At 68.2% G+C, this 19,026-nt stretch carries 20 protein-coding genes and 1 tRNA gene; 9 read left to right on the forward strand and 12 right to left on the reverse strand.

The window, feature by feature from the left end; all coding sequences use genetic code 11:
- Positions 1-130: 130 nt before the first annotated feature.
- Together T8K17_RS09380 and T8K17_RS09385 are read right to left on the reverse strand one after the other, a co-directional pair.
- The gene (locus tag T8K17_RS09380) at positions 131-967 is read right to left on the reverse strand and encodes a metal ABC transporter ATP-binding protein (RefSeq protein ID WP_322334242.1); all 837 of its coding nucleotides are present in this window, start codon (positions 965-967) and stop codon (positions 131-133) included.
- Positions 964-1,926, reverse strand: coding sequence for a metal ABC transporter solute-binding protein, Zn/Mn family (locus T8K17_RS09385; RefSeq protein ID WP_322334243.1), 963 nt, complete (start codon positions 1,924-1,926; stop codon positions 964-966). The genes T8K17_RS09380 and T8K17_RS09385 overlap by 4 nt, the downstream gene beginning before the upstream one ends.
- A gap of 163 nt (positions 1,927-2,089) precedes the next feature.
- Between T8K17_RS09385 and mntR the strand changes: the two genes are divergently transcribed.
- Positions 2,090-2,527, forward strand: a complete 438-nt coding sequence (gene mntR, locus T8K17_RS09390) for a manganese-binding transcriptional regulator MntR (protein ID WP_322334244.1) — start codon at positions 2,090-2,092, stop codon at positions 2,525-2,527.
- A gap of 69 nt (positions 2,528-2,596) precedes the next feature.
- Positions 2,597-4,507, forward strand: a complete 1,911-nt coding sequence (locus tag T8K17_RS09395; protein ID WP_322334245.1) for an ABC transporter transmembrane domain-containing protein — start codon at positions 2,597-2,599, stop codon at positions 4,505-4,507.
- A gap of 57 nt (positions 4,508-4,564) precedes the next feature.
- On the opposite strand, the gene T8K17_RS09400 is transcribed toward T8K17_RS09395, so the two are convergent.
- The 6 genes from T8K17_RS09400 to T8K17_RS09425 all read right to left on the reverse strand — a co-directional run bounded on the left by T8K17_RS09400 (position 4,565) and on the right by T8K17_RS09425 (position 9,864).
- Positions 4,565-6,016, reverse strand: coding sequence for a TrkH family potassium uptake protein (locus T8K17_RS09400; RefSeq protein ID WP_322334246.1), 1,452 nt, complete (start codon positions 6,014-6,016; stop codon positions 4,565-4,567).
- 90 nt (positions 6,017-6,106) lie between these two features.
- Positions 6,107-6,565 (reverse strand): VOC family protein, encoded by a 459-nt coding sequence (locus tag T8K17_RS09405; protein ID WP_322334247.1) that lies wholly within the window; start codon positions 6,563-6,565, stop codon positions 6,107-6,109.
- A 112-nt stretch (positions 6,566-6,677) separates the two neighbouring features.
- Entirely contained in the window at positions 6,678-7,310 is a 633-nt protein-coding gene (folE, locus tag T8K17_RS09410) for a GTP cyclohydrolase I FolE (RefSeq protein WP_322334248.1), read from the reverse strand.
- A 202-nt stretch (positions 7,311-7,512) separates the two neighbouring features.
- Positions 7,513-7,905, reverse strand: coding sequence for a Co2+/Mg2+ efflux protein ApaG (gene apaG, locus T8K17_RS09415; protein WP_322334249.1), 393 nt, complete (start codon positions 7,903-7,905; stop codon positions 7,513-7,515).
- A gap of 86 nt (positions 7,906-7,991) precedes the next feature.
- Positions 7,992-8,651, reverse strand: coding sequence for an ATP-binding cassette domain-containing protein (locus T8K17_RS09420; RefSeq protein ID WP_322334250.1), 660 nt, complete (start codon positions 8,649-8,651; stop codon positions 7,992-7,994).
- Complete coding sequence (locus T8K17_RS09425; protein WP_322334251.1) at positions 8,644-9,864, reverse strand: calcium-binding protein; 1,221 nt, start codon at positions 9,862-9,864, stop codon at positions 8,644-8,646. Before T8K17_RS09425 ends, T8K17_RS09420 begins: the two co-directional genes overlap by 8 nt.
- A gap of 148 nt (positions 9,865-10,012) precedes the next feature.
- Between T8K17_RS09425 and T8K17_RS09430 the strand changes: the two genes are divergently transcribed.
- The 7 genes from T8K17_RS09430 to T8K17_RS09460 all read left to right on the forward strand — a co-directional run bounded on the left by T8K17_RS09430 (position 10,013) and on the right by T8K17_RS09460 (position 15,940).
- Positions 10,013-10,087 (forward strand) — tRNA-Gly (locus T8K17_RS09430).
- Between the two features lie 168 nt (positions 10,088-10,255).
- Positions 10,256-11,476 carry an ABC transporter substrate-binding protein gene (locus tag T8K17_RS09435; RefSeq protein WP_322334252.1) on the forward strand — a complete coding sequence of 407 codons (1,221 nt, stop codon included), beginning with the start codon at positions 10,256-10,258 and terminating at the stop codon, positions 11,474-11,476.
- A gap of 171 nt (positions 11,477-11,647) precedes the next feature.
- A complete protein-coding gene (locus tag T8K17_RS09440) occupies positions 11,648-13,309 on the forward strand; it encodes an ABC transporter permease (RefSeq protein WP_322334253.1) in 1,662 nt (553 codons plus the stop codon).
- Between the two features lie 212 nt (positions 13,310-13,521).
- Positions 13,522-14,091, forward strand: a complete 570-nt coding sequence (locus tag T8K17_RS09445) for a DJ-1/PfpI family protein (RefSeq protein WP_322334254.1) — start codon at positions 13,522-13,524, stop codon at positions 14,089-14,091.
- Positions 14,092-14,217: 126 nt separating this feature from the next.
- Complete coding sequence (locus T8K17_RS09450; RefSeq protein WP_322334255.1) at positions 14,218-14,466, forward strand: DUF1289 domain-containing protein; 249 nt, start codon at positions 14,218-14,220, stop codon at positions 14,464-14,466.
- An 11-nt stretch (positions 14,467-14,477) separates the two neighbouring features.
- Positions 14,478-15,524 carry a betaine--homocysteine S-methyltransferase gene (gene bmt / locus T8K17_RS09455; protein WP_322334256.1) on the forward strand — a complete coding sequence of 349 codons (1,047 nt, stop codon included), beginning with the start codon at positions 14,478-14,480 and terminating at the stop codon, positions 15,522-15,524.
- A 17-nt stretch (positions 15,525-15,541) separates the two neighbouring features.
- On the forward strand, positions 15,542-15,940 hold the full coding sequence (locus T8K17_RS09460) for a RidA family protein (protein ID WP_322334257.1): 399 nt from the start codon (positions 15,542-15,544) through the stop codon (positions 15,938-15,940).
- 158 nt (positions 15,941-16,098) lie between these two features.
- Here the strand turns inward: T8K17_RS09460 and T8K17_RS09465 are convergent, their stop codons facing one another.
- The 4 genes from T8K17_RS09465 to T8K17_RS09480 all read right to left on the reverse strand — a co-directional run bounded on the left by T8K17_RS09465 (position 16,099) and on the right by T8K17_RS09480 (position 18,719).
- A complete protein-coding gene (locus T8K17_RS09465; RefSeq protein ID WP_322334258.1) occupies positions 16,099-16,683 on the reverse strand; it encodes a hypothetical protein in 585 nt (194 codons plus the stop codon).
- Between the two features lie 141 nt (positions 16,684-16,824).
- Positions 16,825-17,400 carry a hypothetical protein gene (locus T8K17_RS09470; protein ID WP_322334259.1) on the reverse strand — a complete coding sequence of 192 codons (576 nt, stop codon included), beginning with the start codon at positions 17,398-17,400 and terminating at the stop codon, positions 16,825-16,827.
- A gap of 9 nt (positions 17,401-17,409) precedes the next feature.
- On the reverse strand, positions 17,410-18,084 hold the full coding sequence (locus T8K17_RS09475; protein WP_322334260.1) for a DUF2927 domain-containing protein: 675 nt from the start codon (positions 18,082-18,084) through the stop codon (positions 17,410-17,412).
- Positions 18,081-18,719 carry a LysE family translocator gene (locus tag T8K17_RS09480; RefSeq protein WP_322334261.1) on the reverse strand — a complete coding sequence of 213 codons (639 nt, stop codon included), beginning with the start codon at positions 18,717-18,719 and terminating at the stop codon, positions 18,081-18,083. The genes T8K17_RS09475 and T8K17_RS09480 overlap by 4 nt, the downstream gene beginning before the upstream one ends.
- Positions 18,720-19,026: the final 307 nt, after the last annotated feature.

A 19,026-nucleotide genomic window follows, 5' to 3' on the forward strand; every position in this document is an offset into this window, starting at 1 on the left:
CGGGGGCGATGTCGTGACGCCCGCGCACGCCGAAGCGTGGACCCCGGAATGAATCCGGGGAGTGCGGGAGGGGGATCGAGGACAGGGAGTGGAGAGCGGCAGACATCTCGGCGTGTCCCGGTCGTCGCCCTCAGGCCGTTCCCAGATGCAGCTCGGCGATCTGGGTGTCGGCCAGACGGCCGCCATAGGTCGCCTGCAGGGTCTCCGGCGTGAACGCCTCGGCGATCGGGCCTTCCGCCTGCTTGCGCATGTTGATCAGCAGGACCCGGTCGAAATAGGCGGTCACCGTGGACAGGTCGTGATGCACGCAGACGACCGTCTTGCCGGCCGCCTTCAGGTCCTTCAGCACCGAGACGATTGCGTGCTCCGTGGCGGCATCCACCCCGGCGAAAGGCTCGTCCAGCAGGTAGAGCTCGGCATCCTGGGCCAGGGCGCGGGCGAGGAAGACGCGCTGCTGCTGGCCGCCGGAGAGCTGGCCGATCTGGCGCTCGGCGAAGTCCTGCATGCCGACCCGCTCCAGGCACGCCATGGCCCGGGCCCGGTGGCGCGCGCCGGTGAAGCGGAACAACCCGACCTCGCGGTACAGGCCCATCGTCACCACGTCGATCACCCGGGCGGGAAAGTCCCAGTCGACCGAGGCGCGCTGGGGCACATAGGCGACGTCGCGGCGGACCGCCTTGAACGGCTGGCCGAAGAACCGGACCTCGCCGGCCAGGCGCGGCACGATGCCGAGGGTACCCTTCAGGAAGGTCGACTTTCCGGCGCCGTTGGGGCCGACGATGGCGGTCATGCTGGCCGAGGGGAAGCGGGCATCGACCGAGAACACCGCCGGCTTCTCGCCGTAGGAGACGGTCAGGCCGCGCACATCCAGCGGACAGGTCTTGCCGTCCGTCTCGACCCATCGGCCGTCGGATGTCACCAGTTCGATCTGCGCATCGGGGGTCACGATCAGTCCTCCTGCGGTCACGATCCGGCCGCCAGCCGCCCCTGCATGCCCCGGGCCGGAGCGTCGCCGCCCAGGGCCCGGGCGATGCCGGTGACGTTGTGGTCGATCATGCCGGTATAGGTTCCTTCATAGGTGCCGGTCGGTCCCATGGCGTCGGAGAACAGCTCCCCGCCGATGGTCACGGTGTGGCCGCGCGCCGCGGCTCCCTCGATCAGGGCGCGGACGTTGCGCGCCGACACCGAACTTTCCACGAAGACCGCGGTGATTCCGCGGGTCACCAGCGTGTCCACCAACTCCTCGATGCGCCGCAACCCGGCCTCGGACTCGGTGGAGATGCCCTGGATGCCGAGCACCTCGAAGTCGAAGGCGCGGCCGAAATAGTTGAAGGCGTCATGCGCCGTCACCAGCACGCGCCGCTCCGCCGGCACGGTGGCCAGCCGCTCGGCCGCATAGGCGTTCAGCGCGTCGACCTCTTCCAGATGCCGCTCGACCCCGGCGGCATAGGCATCGGCGCCGGCCGGATCGATCTCGCTCAGGGCGTCGCGCACCGCCAGAACCACGGAGCGCCACAGGCCGGGATCCATCCAGATGTGCGGGTCGAACCGGTTGGCGTAGTCGGAATGGGCGATCAGCCGGTCGCGTGGGACTGCCTCGCCAACGGCGAAGACCCGCTTGTGCTTGCCCAGATCCAGCAGGAATTCCTCGAGCTGCGCTTCCAGATACAGGCCGTGCCACAGCACCGCATCGACGCGCAGCATGTTGGCGATGTCGCTGCGGGTCTGGCGGTAGGCATGGGGGTCGACACCGGGACCCATCAGCGCGGTAACGGCGACTCGCGCGCCGCCGACCTGACGGGCCGCGTCGGCGATCATCGAGGTCGTCGCGACCACCGATAGGGCCGGCGCCGCCAAGGCGCGCGTCCAGGCCGTCATACCGCCGGCCGCCGCCAGAACCACGCCGGAAGCATGAAGATATTTCAACAGGTTACGTCGAGTGACCATAAGACGGGAAACGCTCCGATCCGCCAGGGATTGCAGCACTGTCCAACAATAGTTGGGGTGCCTCCAAATGTTAGTCAAGCCTAAATTGCCAGAACGCGCATCCCGTCGTACTGTCCGACCCGGGATTGGCGCCGAGGATGGGATGGCGGACGAAGACAGCTTGCGGTCGATCGAAGACCACGCTCAGACCTTCAAGCGCCTGCGGGACGAGCATGCCCGCGAGGTCACCGAAGATTACGTGGAAATGATCGCCGACCTGATCGATCAGGACGGCGAGGCGCGCGCGGTGGCGCTGGCCGAGCGGTTCGGGGTGACCCCGGCGACGGTGAACAACACGGTCAAGCGGCTCGAGCGCGACGGCTACGTCACCAGCAAGCCGTACCGCGCGATCTTCCTGACCGATGACGGCCGAGCCCTGGCCGAGATGTGCAAGGAGCGTCACCGGCTCGTCTGCGACTTCCTGATCGCGATCGGCGTCGACCGCGATGTGGCAGAGGCGGACGCCGAGGGCATCGAGCACCATGTCAGCGAGGCGACCCTGTCGGTATTCCGCGCCTTCGTGGAGAAGCAGGCCCGCTAGTTTCGCTTTGACCGGGCGGTGCGAAGCCCCATCTTGCGGAAATCATGGCTTAACCCCCCAAGGTTCCCCTTGAGCGACAACACCGGCTCCCGATCGGCCCAGAGCGACGGCACGACCCATCCCCAGGACCGGCCGAAGGGCCGGGACCTCGCGATCCTGAAGCGGGTCATGGGCTTTGTCGCCCCGTATCGCGGCCGGGTGGTGCTGGCGGCGATCGCCCTGGCGGTCACGGCGGGCGCCATGCTGGCCGTGGGCCAGGGCCTTCGGATCCTGGTGGACCAGGGCTTCGCCAGCGGCGACCCCGGGCAGCTCGACCGGGCGCTGGTGGCGCTGCTCGGGCTGGCCGTCGTCCTGTCGGTCGGGACCTACTCGCGGTTCTACCTGGTCTCCTGGCTCGGCGAGCGGATTGTCGCCGACCTGCGCAATGCCATCTTCCAGCGGGTGGTCGCCCTGCATCCGGGGTTCTTCGAGGTCACCCGCACGGGCGAGGTACTGTCGCGGCTGACCACCGACACCACCCTGCTGCAGTCGATCATCGGCTCCAGCGCCTCGATGGCGCTGCGCAATCTGCTGGCCCTGGTCGGCGGGCTGATCATGCTGTTCATCACCAACGCCAAGCTGGCCGGCCTGCTGATGCTGGTGGTGCCGGTCATCGTGGTGCCGATCCTGGTGATCGGTCGCAAGGTGCGCCGGCTGGGGCGCGAGTCCCAGGACCGGGTGGCCGATGTCGGCGCTTTCGCCGAGGAGAGTTTCGCCGCGATCCGAACGGTCCAGGCGTTTACCCACGAGGAGGAGGACCGCCGCCGCTTCGGGCGCGAGGTCGCCAACGCCTTCACCACGGCGATCCGGCGCATCCACCTGCGCGGCGTGCTGTCGTCCACGGTGATTGTGCTGGTCTTCGCCTCGGTCGGCTTCGTGCTCTGGGTCGGCGGCAACGACGTCATGGCCGGGCGGATGTCGGCGGGAGAGCTGACCGCCTTCGTGTTCTACGGCGTCACCGTCGCCTTCTCGGTCGGCATCATCTCCGAGGTCTATGGCGAGCTGCTGCGCGCCGCCGGGGCGACCGAACGTCTGATCGAACTGCTGGAGGCCGAGCCGGAGATCCGCGCGCCGGAACACCCGGTCGCCCTGCCGTCGCCGGCGGAAGGGCGGGTGGCGTTCGAGGACGTTGTGTTCCGCTATCCGTCGCGCCCGGAGACCTCCGCCCTCAACGACTTCTCCCTGACCGTGGCACCGGGCGAGACGGTGGCCCTGGTCGGGCCGTCCGGGGCCGGCAAGACGACCGTGTTCCAGCTTCTGCTGCGGTTCTACGACCCGGCGCAGGGTCGGGTGATGATCGACGGCGTCGATGCCCGCACCGCCGAGCCGACCGACCTGCGTCGGCGCATCGCCCTGGTTTCCCAGGACCCGGTGGTGTTCGCCACCAGCGCGATGGAGAACATCCGCTACGGCCGGCCCGACGCCTCGGACGACGAGGTGATCGCCGCAGCCCGGGACGCCGCGGCCCACGAGTTCATCACCGCGCTGCCGGACGGCTATGACAGTTTCCTCGGCGAGAAGGGGGTGCGCCTGTCCGGCGGCGAGCGCCAGCGGATCTCCATCGCCCGCGCCCTGCTGCGGGATCCGGCGATCCTGCTGCTGGACGAGGCGACCAGCGCGCTCGACGCGGAGAACGAGCGGCTGGTGCAGAACGCGCTCGACCGGCTGATGCAAGGCCGCACGACCTTGGTGATCGCCCACCGGCTGGCCACGGTGGTGGAGGCGGACCGGATCTGCGTGATCGAAGCGGGGCGGCTGGTTGCCGACGGCCCGCATGCGGAGCTGATGCGGACCAGCCCACTCTACCGCCGCCTGGCGGAGCTGCAGTTTGGCCAGGGCGGCAGTGCATCCCCGTCGTCCGCGTCACTCCCCGGCCTCGTGCCGGGGCCTACGTCGCAGGGTGACGGGTCGGCGCCCCATCTGGACCGCAACGCGGGCTGACCCGCGGACCCCGGAATGAATCCGGGGAGTGACGTAAGGGAATGGAAAGCATGGCGTCTACTTCCGCCAGAAGGTCGGCGTTATCAGCACCAGCACGGTGAACAGCTCAAGCCGGCCCAGCAGCATGGCGAAGCAGAGCAGCCATTTCGCCCCGTCGGGCAGCGGATCGAAGTTCCCCGCCGGGCCGATGATCGGCCCCAGTCCCGGACCCACATTGCTGATCGCCGTTGCCGAGCCGGACAGGGCGGTGACGATGTCGAGTCCCATCGCCGCCAGCGCCATGGCGACCAGGCCGAAGCACAGGATGTACAGGAAGAAGAACCCCATCACCGCCTCGGACACCGCTTCCGGAATGGGCTTGCGGTTGTAATAGGGGATGAACACGCCGTGCGGCCGCAGCAGCCGGGCCAACTGGACCCGGGCGGTGGCGTAGAGCACCTGGAAGCGGAAGATCTTGATCCCGCAGGTGGTCGATCCGGCGCAGCCGCCGACGAACATCAGGATCAGCATCATGGTCGCCACGAAGCCGCCCCAGGCGCCGAAATCGGTTGTCGCGTAGCCGGTGCCGGTGATCACCGAGACCACGTTGAAGGCGGCGTAGCGCAGCGCGTCATGGGTGCCCAGGCCGATCTGGAAGAGGATCCAGACGGCGACCAGCGACACGCAGATGACGACGATGCTCAGGAACCAGCGGACCTGGCTGTCCCGCAGGATGCTGCGGCTGTCGCCCCGGGCGATGCGCAGATAGTGCACGAAGGGCAGGCTGCCCACGATCATGCCGACCGTGATGATCCAGTCGATCGCCGGGGTGTTGAAATAGCCGACCGAGGCGTCCTTGGTCGAATAGCCGCCCGTCGCGATGGTGGTCATCGCATGGGCGACGGCGTCGAAACCCTCCATCCCGGCCAGCCACAGGGCCACGGCGCAGACGAAGGTCAGGCCGAGATACAGGCTGCCGATGCCGCCGGCGAGCTGGGCGGCGCGGGGCAGCACCTTGTCCGGCGTATCGAACGCCTCGGTGACGAAGAGCTGCATGCCGCCGACGCTCAGCATCGGCAGCACGGCGAGCGCCATGACGATGATGCCGATGCCGCCGAGCCACTGCAGCAGGGCGCGCCACAGCAGGATGCCCGGCGGCGCCCCGTCCAGGTTCGAGATCACCGTGGCCCCGGTCGTGGTCACGCCGGACATGGACTCGAAGAAGGCATCCGCGGCCGACATGTCGAGTTCGGAGAAGGCGAAGGGCAGCGATCCGAAGGCGGCGATGGAGACCCAGCTCATGGTGGTGAGGATGAAGGCCTGCCGCAGTCCGAGCTTCGCCCCGCGTACCGTCCGGGTGGCCAGCATCATCGACACGCCGATGAACAGCGTGATTCCGCCGGCGCCGAGGAAGACCTGCCAGTCCGGATGGCCGGTCGCCAGATCCACGGCCGCCGGAACGCACATCGCCACCGACAGAAAGGTCAGCAGCATGCCGACGATGAAGAAGACCGGTCCAAAATCGATCACGCGGTTTCCGCCGGAAGGGTGGTCAGACCGGCGGGATGATTGACCATCGCCGCCGGGCTGTCCACCGGCAGGCAGTGGCCGACGCTCGCGCTACCCTTTGAGGCTCCGCCACTCGGACAGGGACATGATCTTCTGGTCCGGACGCGGCTTGTCCGGCAGCATGGCGATGAATTCCAGCGCGTGCCCGTCCGGGTCGTCGAAATACACGCTGGCCGCCGGCATCCACGTCAGCACGATCGGCTCGTCGATCGGCGTGCCGTTGAAATGCGGGGTGATACCGGCGGCGCGCAGGGCGCCGACCGACCGCTCCACGTCCGGCAGATCGACCGTGAAGGCGATATGCAGCTTCATCGACATCGGCGCGGTCCCGACCGCCCAGATGCCGAGCATGGCAGTCTCCGGCTTCGGAACCCAGAAGAAGGCGACATTGCGCGCCGGGATTACGGTCGCCAGTGGCAGCCCCAGGGCATCGCGGTAGAAGGCGATGGAGCGGTCGAGATCCCGCACGGTCAGATGCGCTTCGTAGAGGCTTTTGATCGGCACGACCATCGACGGTTCCTCATATTAAACAAGAACTATCTTGCAAAATACGAGGATCGCCGTGGGAAGGCAAGCGGCCGCTTAGGGGCGGCCGTGTGCGTCAGGCCCGGTGGGCTCAGGGTCAGGAAGGCTTGCCGATCAGCTGGTAGAACTCGCGTCGCCGCTCCGGGTCTTCCTTGAAGCAGCCGAGCATCCGGGTGGTGACCATGCTGACGCCCGACTTCCGCACGCCGCGGGTGCTCATGCAATGATGTTCGGACTCGATGACGACTGCCACGCCGCGAGGCTGCAGCACGGATTCCACGGCATGGGCGATCTGGGCGGTCAGCCGCTCCTGGATCTGCATGCGCTTGGCATAGGCGTCGATCACCCGGGCGAGCTTGGAGATTCCGACCACCCGGTCGTTCGGGAAATAGGCCACATGGGCGGTGCCGATGATTGGCAGCATGTGGTGCTCACAGAAGGATTCGAAGCGAACGTCCCGCAGCAGCACGATCTCGTCGTACTCCTCGACCTCCTCGAAGGTGCGCGCGAGGATGTCCGCCGGGTCATAGAGGTACCCGGAAAACAGTTCCTCGTAGGATTTCACGACACGCTTGGGCGTGTCCTGAAGTCCTTCGCGGTCGGGGTTCTCGCCGACGAACTCGATCAGCGTGCGCACGGCGCGTTCCGCCTGCTCGCGCGTCGGGCGGGGGGCGGCGGGCGTGACCGTTCCGGCCTCGTCGTTGGCGAGGGCTTGGTCATAGGGGGTCATACGGGATCCTTTGCTTCGGGAGGGGATGCCCCCTTGCCCTACCTTTCCGGGACTTCGAGGACAGAGCCAGTTGCCGAATATCGCCTTTCGACGCACGGTACTGCTTATACGACGTAGCTTCCGTCCGGATCAAAGCAACCTTCGATCAATCGGGTAAAGCATCCGTGATCGCGGGGCGATCCTTGTGCCGAGTCTGTTCCGGTCAGTTCGGCCGGATGGTTTCGTGCGGACTGTCCAGGGAAAAGGCCGGGATCGCCACGTCGAACAGGGCGCCGTCGGCATTCTCCATCGAGTAGCTGCCGACCATCAGACCCGACGGCGTGGCCAGGGGACAGCCGCTGGTATACTCGAAATGCTCCCCCGGACCGAGGAGCGGCTGCTCGCCGACGACGCCGGGTCCCCGCACTTCCTGGGTGTGGCCGGTCGCGTCGGTGATCCGCCAGTGACGGGTCCGCAGCCGCACGGTCTCCCGGCCGATATTCTCGATCCGCACCTGATAGGCCCAGACATAATGGTTCTCCGATGGGCTGGACTGGCCGTCCAGATACATCGGCGTCACCGTCACCTGGATGTCGCGCGTGGTTTCGCTGTACATCGCCCGCCTCCTCTCGCAAGCGCACTAAGGTGCCGCGAGGCAGGGGGTGAAAGCAACCACTCCAGCGGAGAGCCGTGTCCCGGGCCTCAGGCGGGGACCAGATCGACCCGGTTTCCCCCGGCCGCGGCGGCATCGTCGGGATCGTGGGTGACCAGCAGCACCGGCAGACTGCGCCGGGTGGCATGGTCGAACACGAAGCGGCGGATCCGGTCGCGCAGGGCGTGGTCCAGGCGGCTGAACGGCTCGTCCAGCAACAGAGCGCGCGGGCGCGACAGCAGGGTGCGCATCAGCGCGACCCGTGTGCGCTGGCCGCCCGACAGGGTCGCCGGGTCGCGCGCCTCGAACCCGGAGAGTTCCGCCTCCTCCAGCGCCTCGCGCACCTGCTCGAGCCGCTCGGCCATGGACTGTCCTGCCGGCACGCCGAACAGCAGGTTGTCGCGCACCGACAGATGGGGAAACAGCAGGTCGTCCTGGAACAGCAGGCCCACACCCCGCGCTTCCGGCGGAAGGCCGAGGAGCGAACGGTCGCCGATCCGCACGTCGCCGCCTGCGGTCAGGGCGGGATCCAGCAGCCCCGCGATCAGCGACAGCAGCGATGACTTGCCCGACCCGCTCGGCCCCATCACCGCGGCGACGCTGCCGGGGGCCACGGTGAGGCTGAGCGGCGCGAAGAGCGGCCGGCCGGCGATCGACGGGGACACGTCCAGCAGATGGAGCGCACCGGTGTCGACACCCGGCTCAGCCAATCGTGAACCAGTCGCTGGTGATCGACGCGCTGGCGACGCCGCTCAGGGTGACGGTCGCCCCGGTGGACAGGGTGACCAGCGCCCCGCCGGTGACGTCCGAGGTGGTGTAGGTGATCGCGGTGGCGATGTGCATCCGGTCGCCGTCGGCGAAGGAGAAGTCGGTGATCGTGTCCGCGCCCGAGCCCGCGAACAGGCCGAAGCGGTCGCCGCCCGTGCCGCCGGTCATGAGGTCGTTGCCCAGGTTGCCGGCGATGTAGTCCGCCCCGGCACCGCCCGACAGGGTGTCGTTGCCCTGGCCGCCATACAGGCTGTCGGCATCGGCGTCGCCCCAGATCGCGTCGTCGCTGACATTGCCGTAGAGGACGTCGTTGCCGGCTCCGCCGCTCAGCGTGTCGCCGTCGCGGCCGCCGAAGGCGCGGTCCGCGCCGTTGCCGCCGACCAGCGTGTCGGCGCCGATATTGCCGTACAGGACATCGTTGCCCTCGCCGCCGTGCAGGGAATCATCGCCCTTACCGCCGTACAACACGTCCGTCCCGGTATTGCCGAACAGCTGGTCGATGCCGGTATTGCCGTAGAGATAGTCGTCGCCGTCGCCGCCATTGATCGTGTCGTTCTCGCCGTTGCCCAGCAGCGTGTCGTTGCCGGCGCCGCCGCTCATGGTGTCGGCGCCCTGGCCGCCGAATACGGAATCGTTGCCGGCACCGCCAAGAAGCAGGTCGGCGCCGACATTGCCGTAGACCAGATCGTTGCCGTTGCCGCCGGACAGGCTGTCGTTGCCATCGCCGCCGCGAAGGGTGTCCAGGCCGTTGCCGCCGATCAGGATGTCGTCGCCGTTGCCGGCGCCGCCGTTCAGGGAGTCGTCGCCATTGCCGCCGCTCAACGTGTCGTCATCGGGGCCGGCGGTCGCCGTGTCGTTGCCTTCCGACAGTGTGACGTTGGCCTTGAGCTGGGTCCCGGTGAACTCGGCCGCGCTGAAGGTCACGCCGATGGTGCTGGTGACGGTGAGGGTCACCGTGCCGCTGGTGTTCGACAGGATCGTGGAGGGGAGCGAGATCGCGTGCGCCGCGTTGGACGTGATCGTGATCGTCGAGTATCCGACAATGCTGTTGAGGCTCGCGCTCACCAGCGTTCCGGACGTGATGTTGAGGATATCCGTTCCGCCGCCGGCGGCGACGCCGCTCAGACCGGTAACCGTAGTATTCACCGTTGCCATGGCTTTCCCAATTCTGCGAGATAGCGGCGTTTTGCCGAGCCAAGTGTCTTTACGAACAACCGGTTATCATAGCCGCCGTTCGTTGTCATCCGATGCCGCGAAGGACCTTGCACCCGATCGCGTCTTGGCGCATGTTCTGGCTCCCGGCGCGGGTGTAGTTCAGTGGTAGAACGACAGCTTCCCAAGCTGTATGTCGTGGGTTCGATTCCCATCACCCGCTCCATATGCCCCTTGCGGGCCGCCGGGACATTCCCCGATCGTGGGTGTTGCCAAGGCGCAACAGTTCTCTTGGATTCGTCCTAATTGAGATGTGATCTGCGTCCGACCGGCCGGCGCGGATAGAATTGTCTACGCTGTTCCGCCGTCCTCGATCGCTTTTCGGGAGCCGATCATGATCCTCAGGCGCCTTGCCGTTCTGTTTTTCTTCGTCGCCGCGACCCTCTTCCCCGCTGGGCGCGGCGAGGCGGCTGAAACCCGAACCTGGGACGAGATCGTCGCCAAGGCGTCCGGTCAGACCGTCCATTTCAACGCCTGGGGCGGGGACGAGCAGATCAACGGCCACATCGCCTGGGCGGCGGAGCGGGTGCGGGCGCTCCACGGCATCGATCTGGTCCAGGTGAAGCTGTCCGACACCGCCGATGCGGTCAGTCGGGTGCTCGCGGAGAAGGCGGCCGGGCGCACCGATGGCGGCTCCATCGACCTGGTCTGGATCAACGGCGAGAACTTCGCTGCGATGAAGGCCAACGGTCTGCTGCACGGCCCCTGGGTCGACAAAGCGCCGAATTTCGCGTTGGTCGACGTTGCCGGAAAGCCGACAACGGTCAACGATTTCTCGGTGCCGACCGACGGGTTGGAGGCGCCCTGGGGCATGGCGCAGTTCACGATGATGTACGACACCGCCTATGTGGACGCGCCGCCGCGCACCGCGCCGGCGTTGCTGGACTGGGCGCAGGCGAACCCGGGTCGCGTCGCCTACCCGCAGCCGCCGGATTTCCTCGGCACCGCCTTCCTGAAGCAGGTTCTGGTCCTGCGGGTCGCCACCCCGGCGGCTCTCGCCGAGCCGGTGGATGAGGCCGCGGCCCAGGCGGTGACGGCGCCGCTCTGGGCCTATCTCGACACGCTGCATCCGCACCTGTGGCGCGACGGTCGGGCGTTTCCGAAGGATGCCGGGGCTCTGCGGCGGTTGCTGGGGGACGGCGAGATCAGCTTCGCCTTTGACTTCAACCCGGCGCGTGCCAGCGCGGCGATCGAGGCGGGCGAACTGCCGGACACGGTGCGCACCTACGTGTTCGACCGTGGCTCGCTGGGCAACACGCATTTCCTCGCCGTGCCGTTCAACGCGTCGGCGCGGGAAGGGGCGATGGTCGTCGCCGATTTCCTGATGTCGCCCGAGGCGCAGATCCGCAAGCAGGACCCGAGGGTCTGGGGCGACTTCACCGTGCTCGACGTGGCCGCGCTGCCGAAGGCCGACCGGGACGCCTTCGCTGCCCTGCCGCTCGGCGTCGCAACCCTGTCGCCGGAAGAACTGGGCCCGGTGCTCCCCGAGCCGCATCCGAGCTGGGTTTCCTGGCTGGAAAGCGAGTGGGAGCGGCGCTACGCGGCGGGGAAGTAGGGTGGTTTCTGGCGTCTCTCTCTACACTCCCCGGCCTCGTGCCGGGGCCCACGGATGGGGCGACGCTACAGGTCGACGTGCACACCCAACCGTAGACCCCGGCGCGAGGCCGGGGAGTGTGCAATGGGGGGAGGGGGTGAGAGGGACCGTCGCAGCCCAAAGGCGCCGCCGATGATCCGTCTCGCCCCGGTGCTTGCCGTGCTGGTGATGATCGGGCCAGTCGCGGCCGGCCTGGTGGGGACGCTGCTGCCGGCGCTCGGGTGGCTGCCGGTGCTCGGCGGCCATAGGGTCTCCCTCGATACCTTCCGCGCCCTGCTGGCCGAACCCGGCCTGGAGACCAGCGTCTGGCTGTCGCTCTCCGTCGGGCTTGGATCGACGCTCGCGGCGTTCTGCCTCGCGGTCGGTTTCACCGCCGCGGCGCATGGAACGCGACTGTTTCGGGCGGCGCGACGGCTGATCTCGCCGCTGCTGTCGGTGCCGCACGTGACCCTGGCGCTCGGTCTCGCCTTCCTGATCGCGCCGAGCGGCTGGGCGGCGCGGCTGCTGTCGCCGTGGGCGACCGGGTGGCAGCGGCCGCCGGATCTGCTGATCGTCCAGGACCCGAACGGTCTGTCCCTGGCCCTCGGCCTGGTGCTGAAGGAGACGCCGTTCCTGTTCCTGATGCTGTTGGCCGCACTGGGCGGCCTGCCCACCGACCGGATCCTCTCCGCGACCCGCACCCTCGGCTACCGGCCGATGACCGGATGGCTCAAGGCGGTGTTGCCGCAGGCCTATCCCCGCCTGCGCCTGCCGATCTTCGCCGTGCTCGCGTTCGCGACCTCAACCGTGGACATGGCGATCCTGCTCGGACCCTCAACGCCGGCCCCGCTGGCGGTGCGGGTGGTCCAGTGGATGGGCGATCCGGATCTGGCACGCCGGTTCGTCGGCTCGGCGGGCGCCGTGCTGCAGGCCGGGATCGCCGCTGCCGCCATCCTGCTGTGGATCGCCGGCGAGCGGCTGATTGCCTGGGCTGGGGGCGCCTGGATCCGGCGCGGCGGCCGGGGCCGGGGCGACACGGCGGTGCGGGCGGCGGCGATGGCCGCGATGACCGCTCTGGGGATGCTGGCAGTCCTGGCTCTGGCCGCGCTGGCGGTCTGGGCGGTGGCCGGGCCGTGGCGCTTTCCCGCCGCGTTGCCGGCGACCCTGTCGGCCGAGGGCTGGCTGCGGGATGGCGATGCGCTGTGGGCGGCGGCCGGAACGACGGCGACGGTCGCCCTGGCGGCGACGGCGATCGCCCTGGTGCTGGTCGTCGGATGCCTGGAGCGGGAGACGCGCACCGGAAGCCGTCCGGGCCGGGCGGTGGACTGGCTGCTCTACGCGCCGCTGATCGTGCCGCAGGTGGCGTTCCTGTTCGGCGTGCAGGTCCTGCTCGTGGTCGCCCGCCTGGACGGAAGCTGGCTCGCCGTCGTGTGGAGCCACCTGGTCTTCGTCCTGCCCTACGTTTTCCTGTCCCTGGCCGGGGCGTGGCGCCGGTTCGACACCCGCTACATCGCCGTCGCTCGCAGCCTCGGCCGCAGCGCGACCGCCGTGCTGATCTCGGTCACCTTGCCGATGCTGGCGCGGCCGGTGGCCACCGCGGCGGCGGTCGGCGCGGCGGTGTCGGTGGCGCTCTATCTGCCCACCCTGTTCGCCGGAGCAGGGCGAATCGAGACGCTGACAACGGAAGCGGTGGCCCGGTCGGCCTCGGGAGACCGGCGCGTGATCGCCGCCTACGGTCTTCTCCAGATCTGCTTGCCGCTGGCCGGATTCGCCTTGGCCGGCCTTGCGGCCCGTCGCTTTTCTCGACCGCGTTAACGGTTCGGTTACTGCTGCGTTGCACAATGTCGCACCACACCGCCCTTGAATTATCCGACGGAGGGCGCTAAGTGACGCGTTCAAGATTCCACACCGTCAACGCGCCATAGGCAGTCCGACCTTTCGGGCGCCTGCGCGTCTTGTCTGCCGAGCGCCTCTGCTTGCACCGGTGCCGGGTGGGCTGACACGTTATCATCAAAGAGGAGGACCGCATGGCAGATAAGCCGCTCGCCGGACGTACCATTGCAATTATGCTCGCCAACGGATTTGACGAGATCGAGTTCACCGAGCCCCAGAAGAAGCTGATCGAGGCCGGCGCGACCACCAAGGTGGTGTCGCGCGCCAACGGTCTGGTCAACGGCTGGTACGAGGGCTCCTGGGGCCACTTCTTCCCCGTCGACGTCGATCTGGCCGAAACGCTGGCAGTCGACTATGACGGCCTGGTTATTCCGGGTGGCATGCGCGCCGTCGACAAGATGGCCGATGATCCCCACAGCCAGCGCGTCCTGAAGGCGTTCATGCGCGCTTCCATGCCGGTCGCCGTCGTCGGCGACGCGGGCAAGCTGCTGGCGCAGACCGACACCGCCAAGGGCCGCACCGTGACCTCCTCCGAGGACGTCCGGGCCGAGCTCGAGGCCGCCGGCGCGAGTTGGGAAGCCACCCCGTTCGTGGTCGAAGGCGCCCTGGTCACCGCCAATGGCGTTGAGGGCGTGCGCGACGCGATGGACGCGTTCGTCGCCGTCGTCGCCGCTTACGAAGGCGAAGACGCCAAGGCCGCCTGATCCGGCTTCGGAAGAAATCTGGCGCCGGACCTCCGGCGCCGCATAAAAGTCTGGAAGCGACGTCGGTGAATGCATCGGCGTCGCTTTCGTTTTTGCACCGCATCGATCAGCCGATAGAGTGCCGCCATGACCAGTGAATCGCCCCGCCCTGTCGCCACCATCCCGAGTCCCTGCGTCGGCGTCTGCTCGATCGACCGCGAGACCCGGTTCTGCCTGGGATGCCATCGCTCGATGGAAGAGATCGCCCACTGGTCGCGCTACGACGATGCGCGCCGTCTCGAGGTGATCGAGGCGCTGCGGCAGCGTCAGACAGAGGCCGGCGAGAACCGCCGCCGCATGACCAAGCGCCGCCGTCTGGCGGGCTCCACGGAATAGGGGACACCCGCGTGTCGAATGCGTTGCTGGAGCTGCTGGCCGAGCGTGGCCATCTGATCGCCGACGGGGCCATGGGCACCAACCTGTTCGCCCTGGGTCTGGAGACCGGCGACTCGCCGGAGCTCTGGAACGTGCAGGAACCGGCCAAGGTCGCCACCGTGCACCGGGATTTCCTTGTGGCCGGATCGGACATCGTGCTGACCAACAGTTTCGGCGGCACCGCCCACCGGCTGAAGCTGCACGGCGCCCAGGACCGGGTGAAGGAACTCAACGCCGCGGCCGCCCGGATCTGCCGCACCGAAGTGGACCGCTGGAAACAGGAGACCGGCAAGACCTGTCTCGTGGCCGGGTCCATGGGGCCGACCGGCGAGCTGTTCGAGCCGCTCGGCGCACTGACGCCGGAGACGGGCGAGGCGGCCTTCGCCGCCCAGGCGGAAGGGCTGGCCGAGGGCGGGGCCGACATCCTGTGGATCGAGACCATGTCGGCGGCCGAGGAGATGGCCGCCGCCGTGGCCGGTGCCGCGCGGGTCGGCCTGCCGATCGTCGCCACCATGACCTTCGACACCAATGCCCGCACCATGATGGGGCTGACGCCGGCGGATTTCGCTGCCCTGGCGAAGACCCTGGCCACGCCGCCCAGTGCCATCGGCGCCAATTGCGGCGTCGGCCCGGCAGAATTGGCGCAGACCGTGCTCGCCCTGACCGAGGCCGATCCGCTGGCGGTGGTCGTGGCCAAGGGCAATTGCGGCATTCCGCAATTTGTCGATGGCGCCATCGTCTATGACGGCACGCCGGAGGCGATGGCCCTCTATGCCCGGATCGTCCGTGATGCCGGGGCGCGGATCGTCGGCGGCTGCTGCGGCTCCAAGCCGGACCATGTCCGGGCCATCGCCGAGGCGCTGAAGGGCTACACGCCGGGCGACCGGCCGACGTTGGAGCGGATCACCGAGGAATTGGGCGCGCCCTGGTCCAAGGGCGGCCGGCTGTCGGCCCATGCGCCGGAGGGCATCGAGGACGACGGCGCCCGCCGTCGCGGACGCCGCCGGCGGGCCAGCTGAGTTCTGGGGAGGGGAACGTGAGCGCACCGATCTTTCACATGCTGGCGGGCGCTCCGGCTCCCGTCGCCCCCTATAGTCATGCGGTGGAGGTGGACGGCTGGGTGCTGGTCACCGGCCAGCTCGCCACCGACCCGGACGACGATTCCGCGCCGCTGCCCGAGGGCGTCGAGGCGCAGACGATCAAGACCATGGAGAACCTGAAGCGGGTGCTCGCCGGGCTCGGCCTCGGCTTCGAGCATGTGGTGCAGGCCCGGGTGTTCATCACCGAGTTCGAGCGCGACTACGCCGCCATGAACGCGGTCTATGCCACGTATTTCGCCGAGGACCGCCGCCCGGCCCGCACCTGTATCGGGGTGACGGGCCTGGCGCGCGGCGCGCTGGTGGAGATCGACTTCGTGGTCAAGCGGCCGGACTGAGCCGTCGGCGGGCCCTTCGACACGCGCTCCCGGATCAGGTCCGGGAACGCTGCTCAGGGCGAGGTCATCTCAAAAAAATAGAAAGACGTCGCCCTGAGCAGCCCCGCCCCGGACTTGAGCCGGGGCGGGGCGTGTCGAAGGGTGGGCCGCTTATGCCGTTAGCCCTCGTTGATCGCCAGACCGGAGAGAACATCGGCGATGGTGTCGTTGGCCACCGCGTCGTTCGGATTGGCGCAGGCGAAGCCCCAGGTCGCCCGGTTGCCGGCTTCCACGATCTCGGTCTTGCCCTGATCCCAGGTGCGGGTGAAGGCAAAGCACAGATCCGCGCCGCTGGAGAACCGACGCACGGTGAACTGCCGGGTACCGGTGATTACGTCGAAGGACTCGCTGAACTCCGGCTTCGCGCCGCGTGTCTGGCCGATGAGGTTGGCGATCTGATCCGGATCCTTCGGCGTGTGCAGGCGGTCGCCGCTGGAGATCTCCTCATAGACCACGAGGGCACGGGCGAGCCGCGTCTCAGGGGACTGATACATGGCGGCATGCTGGGTCGCCGGGCTGCCGCCCTGCTGCCGGGTGGTGTAGGTGGCCTGGGTGTTCTCCACGATCGGGTGGGTCAGGCGGATCTTGGACTCCGCGCTGCGCACCTTGGCCCATTGGGCTTCGGCCGGAGAGGCGGACAGTACCGCGCCGCCGGCGGCGACGAGCGCTACGGCGAAAAACAGACGTCTCAGGGAATCGCGCATACTTCCTCACTCTTGAGTTGTCGGCGCCGCGGACCTGCCGCCGACGCTCCTCGCATACCCGCCCCCAGGATCCCTCGGCCTTAACCTCTCCGGCGCCCCGATGCAACCCACGGCCGATCCGGGGCGGCGCGGATCGCGGCGTCAGTCGCGGACGTGGATGGCCTGCGCCACGGCGAGCAGACGGTCGGTCGTCACCGCGACGTCGGGCGCCTCGCAGAGATAGCCGAGAAGCTGGTCGGTGCCGGCCGATGAGAGCTCGCCGCCGGACACGCCCCAGGTCTGCGCGATCGCCGCACACTCCACGTTGTTTTCGAAACGGAAGCGCTGAACGTCGAGGAGTCCCCGGTCGGTCGTCAGCTGGAGCCGCTGGCCAAGATCGATATCGGCGCCCTGCAGGGAGCGCCATTTCAGGACCCGCTCGGCCGTCCGGGCGATGCGGAAATGGTAGCCGGGCTGCAGCTCGATATAGACCAGCATCGCCCGGTCCAGCTTGAACTTGTCGGTCTTGTAGCGGGCGACGTGGAAGGTGCTGCTGAAGCTGTCGTCGGATGCCTTCAGGAAGATGCCGTGTCCCGTCGCCTCCGGCAGGTCGATCAGGATCTTCGTGTCGTTGGACCGCACCGATTGCCAGTCAAGCCCGGCATCCTGCGCCGCGGCGGCGCTTATGCCCTGAAGGACGAGGGGGCAGAGAAGGAGGGCAGCGAGAAAAAGTCTCATCGGATCCTCTCAGTTGGTTGCCGTACGTGACGCCTCGCGATCCGCATAGGCTTGGAGGGCGGGAAACATGCGTTCGACCTCTGCCAGGGCTTCGTTCCGCGGCGTTCCCGCCTGAAGCCGGTCCGACATCAGCGCCCGCAGCGCCATGATATCCCACCGGCTCAGGGTCATCTGTTCGTGGAATGGGCTCATCACCGAGGCGATGGCGGCGGAATGGAAACGGAAGCCGAGCGCGTGCATCATCTCATGGTCGATGCAGCGGATGATGCGCTCCTCGGTGTCCTCGGCGATCCAGATGCTGGCGCGGATGATCTCGTCGCCGGCATAGGACAGCCGCACGAAACACGAGGTCAGGTTCTCCTGGACCGGATAGGCGGTACCGATCGGGTCCTGGCGGAAGCGGATCACTCCGTTCTCCCGCACCTGAACCGAGTCGCGGCCGGCGATGCCGGCGATCCGGTCCATGCGCGACGCCGCGATCCGGGTGAACGTCTCGGATCCCTCCGCCGTCCATTCGAGCGGGCCTTCCCAGCGGCGGGCGGTGCGCTGTTTGTCCGCCGCGCCGTCCGCGCCGCTGCCGAAGGTCAGCTCGTCGAAGAACCGCACGAAGCGGTCGTCTCTCACCGCGGTCGTCTGACAGGCACCGAGCAGGACCGCGAGCAGGACGAGGACGGCGACCTTCACGTCCGCCTCAGGGCGGCCGTGAGAACGCCGGCGCCGATCAGGCAGCCGGCCCCGACCCGGTTGACCGTGCGCAGCGCCGCGGGAGAGCGCAGCCGGGTGCGGGCGGCGCTCGCGGCCAGGACATAGAGGCTGTTGGTGATCACCGACACGCCCAGGAAGGTGGGAGCGAGCACCAGGAGCTGCGGCAGCACCGGGGCGTGCGGCGTCATGAACTGCGGCAGGAAGGCAATGAAGAAGGCGATCAGCTTCGGGTTCAGCGCCGTGACCACGAAGCCGTGTAGCGCCCGGCGACGGCCCTTCGACCGGTCCGCGACGGCGCCCGCCTGGGCCGCGTCGACCGCATGGGGGTCGACGGGCGCGCGCCACATCTTCACGCCGAGCCAGATCAGGTAGGCGGCCCCGGCGAACTTCATCACCGTGAACACGACGGCGGAACTTGCCAGGATCGCGCCCAGTCCAACGGCGGAGATGGCGAGGGCTGCGAGGTCGCCCGCCAACACGCCGCCGACGGCACCGAAGGCCGCCCGCCGGCCGTCGCCAAGGGCATAGCCGACGATAAGCATGGTGGTCGGTCCAGGCAGCAGAAGAATGGCCACAGAGGCGGTGACGAAGGCTAGCCACAGATCGATGGGCATCGGCGTCTCCACAGCCGGTTTATTCCCTGAAAGCTAGCCCCGAGCCATGCGTTAGGGTCAAGCCCGACATACCGTTGACACCCACACGAATCCCCTTGACCCATCGGCAATTCGTCTCCATGTTCCGCTTCAGAAGGCGGGCCGGGAAACGGCGGGGCGGTGCCCCACGGATCCGGGCCTTTCTTTTTGGGCCGACGGTGGAGACCGGAGGTCCAACTCGTTGGCGTCAGGGGCGAAGCCCCTACGGAGGTGACTCGACGCACTGCCTGCACGATGATCGCCATGCCTTCGCATGAAGGTGGGGTCC

Source organism: Thalassobaculum sp. OXR-137, from assembly GCF_034377285.1.
GTDB lineage: Bacteria > Pseudomonadota > Alphaproteobacteria > Thalassobaculales > Thalassobaculaceae > Thalassobaculum.

Excerpts from the sequence above, each read along its gene's own strand:
- T8K17_RS09435 (WP_322334252.1), top strand. The coding sequence starts at position 10,256 with ATGATCCTCAGGCGCCTTGCCGTTCTGTTTTTCTTCGTCGCCGCGACC.
- T8K17_RS09425 (WP_322334251.1), bottom strand. The coding sequence starts at position 9,864 with ATGGCAACGGTGAATACTACGGTTACCGGTCTGAGCGGCGTCGCCGCC.
- T8K17_RS09450 (WP_322334255.1), top strand. The coding sequence starts at position 14,218 with ATGACCAGTGAATCGCCCCGCCCTGTCGCCACCATCCCGAGTCCCTGC.
- T8K17_RS09440 (WP_322334253.1), top strand. The coding sequence starts at position 11,648 with ATGATCCGTCTCGCCCCGGTGCTTGCCGTGCTGGTGATGATCGGGCCA.
- mntR (WP_322334244.1), top strand. The coding sequence starts at position 2,090 with ATGGCGGACGAAGACAGCTTGCGGTCGATCGAAGACCACGCTCAGACC.
- T8K17_RS09405 (WP_322334247.1), bottom strand. The coding sequence starts at position 6,565 with ATGGTCGTGCCGATCAAAAGCCTCTACGAAGCGCATCTGACCGTGCGG.
- T8K17_RS09480 (WP_322334261.1), bottom strand. The coding sequence starts at position 18,719 with ATGCCCATCGATCTGTGGCTAGCCTTCGTCACCGCCTCTGTGGCCATT.
- T8K17_RS09445 (WP_322334254.1), top strand. The coding sequence starts at position 13,522 with ATGGCAGATAAGCCGCTCGCCGGACGTACCATTGCAATTATGCTCGCC.
- T8K17_RS09470 (WP_322334259.1), bottom strand. The coding sequence starts at position 17,400 with ATGAGACTTTTTCTCGCTGCCCTCCTTCTCTGCCCCCTCGTCCTTCAG.
- apaG (WP_322334249.1), bottom strand. The coding sequence starts at position 7,905 with ATGTACAGCGAAACCACGCGCGACATCCAGGTGACGGTGACGCCGATG.
- T8K17_RS09465 (WP_322334258.1), bottom strand. The coding sequence starts at position 16,683 with ATGCGCGATTCCCTGAGACGTCTGTTTTTCGCCGTAGCGCTCGTCGCC.
- folE (WP_322334248.1), bottom strand. The coding sequence starts at position 7,310 with ATGACCCCCTATGACCAAGCCCTCGCCAACGACGAGGCCGGAACGGTC.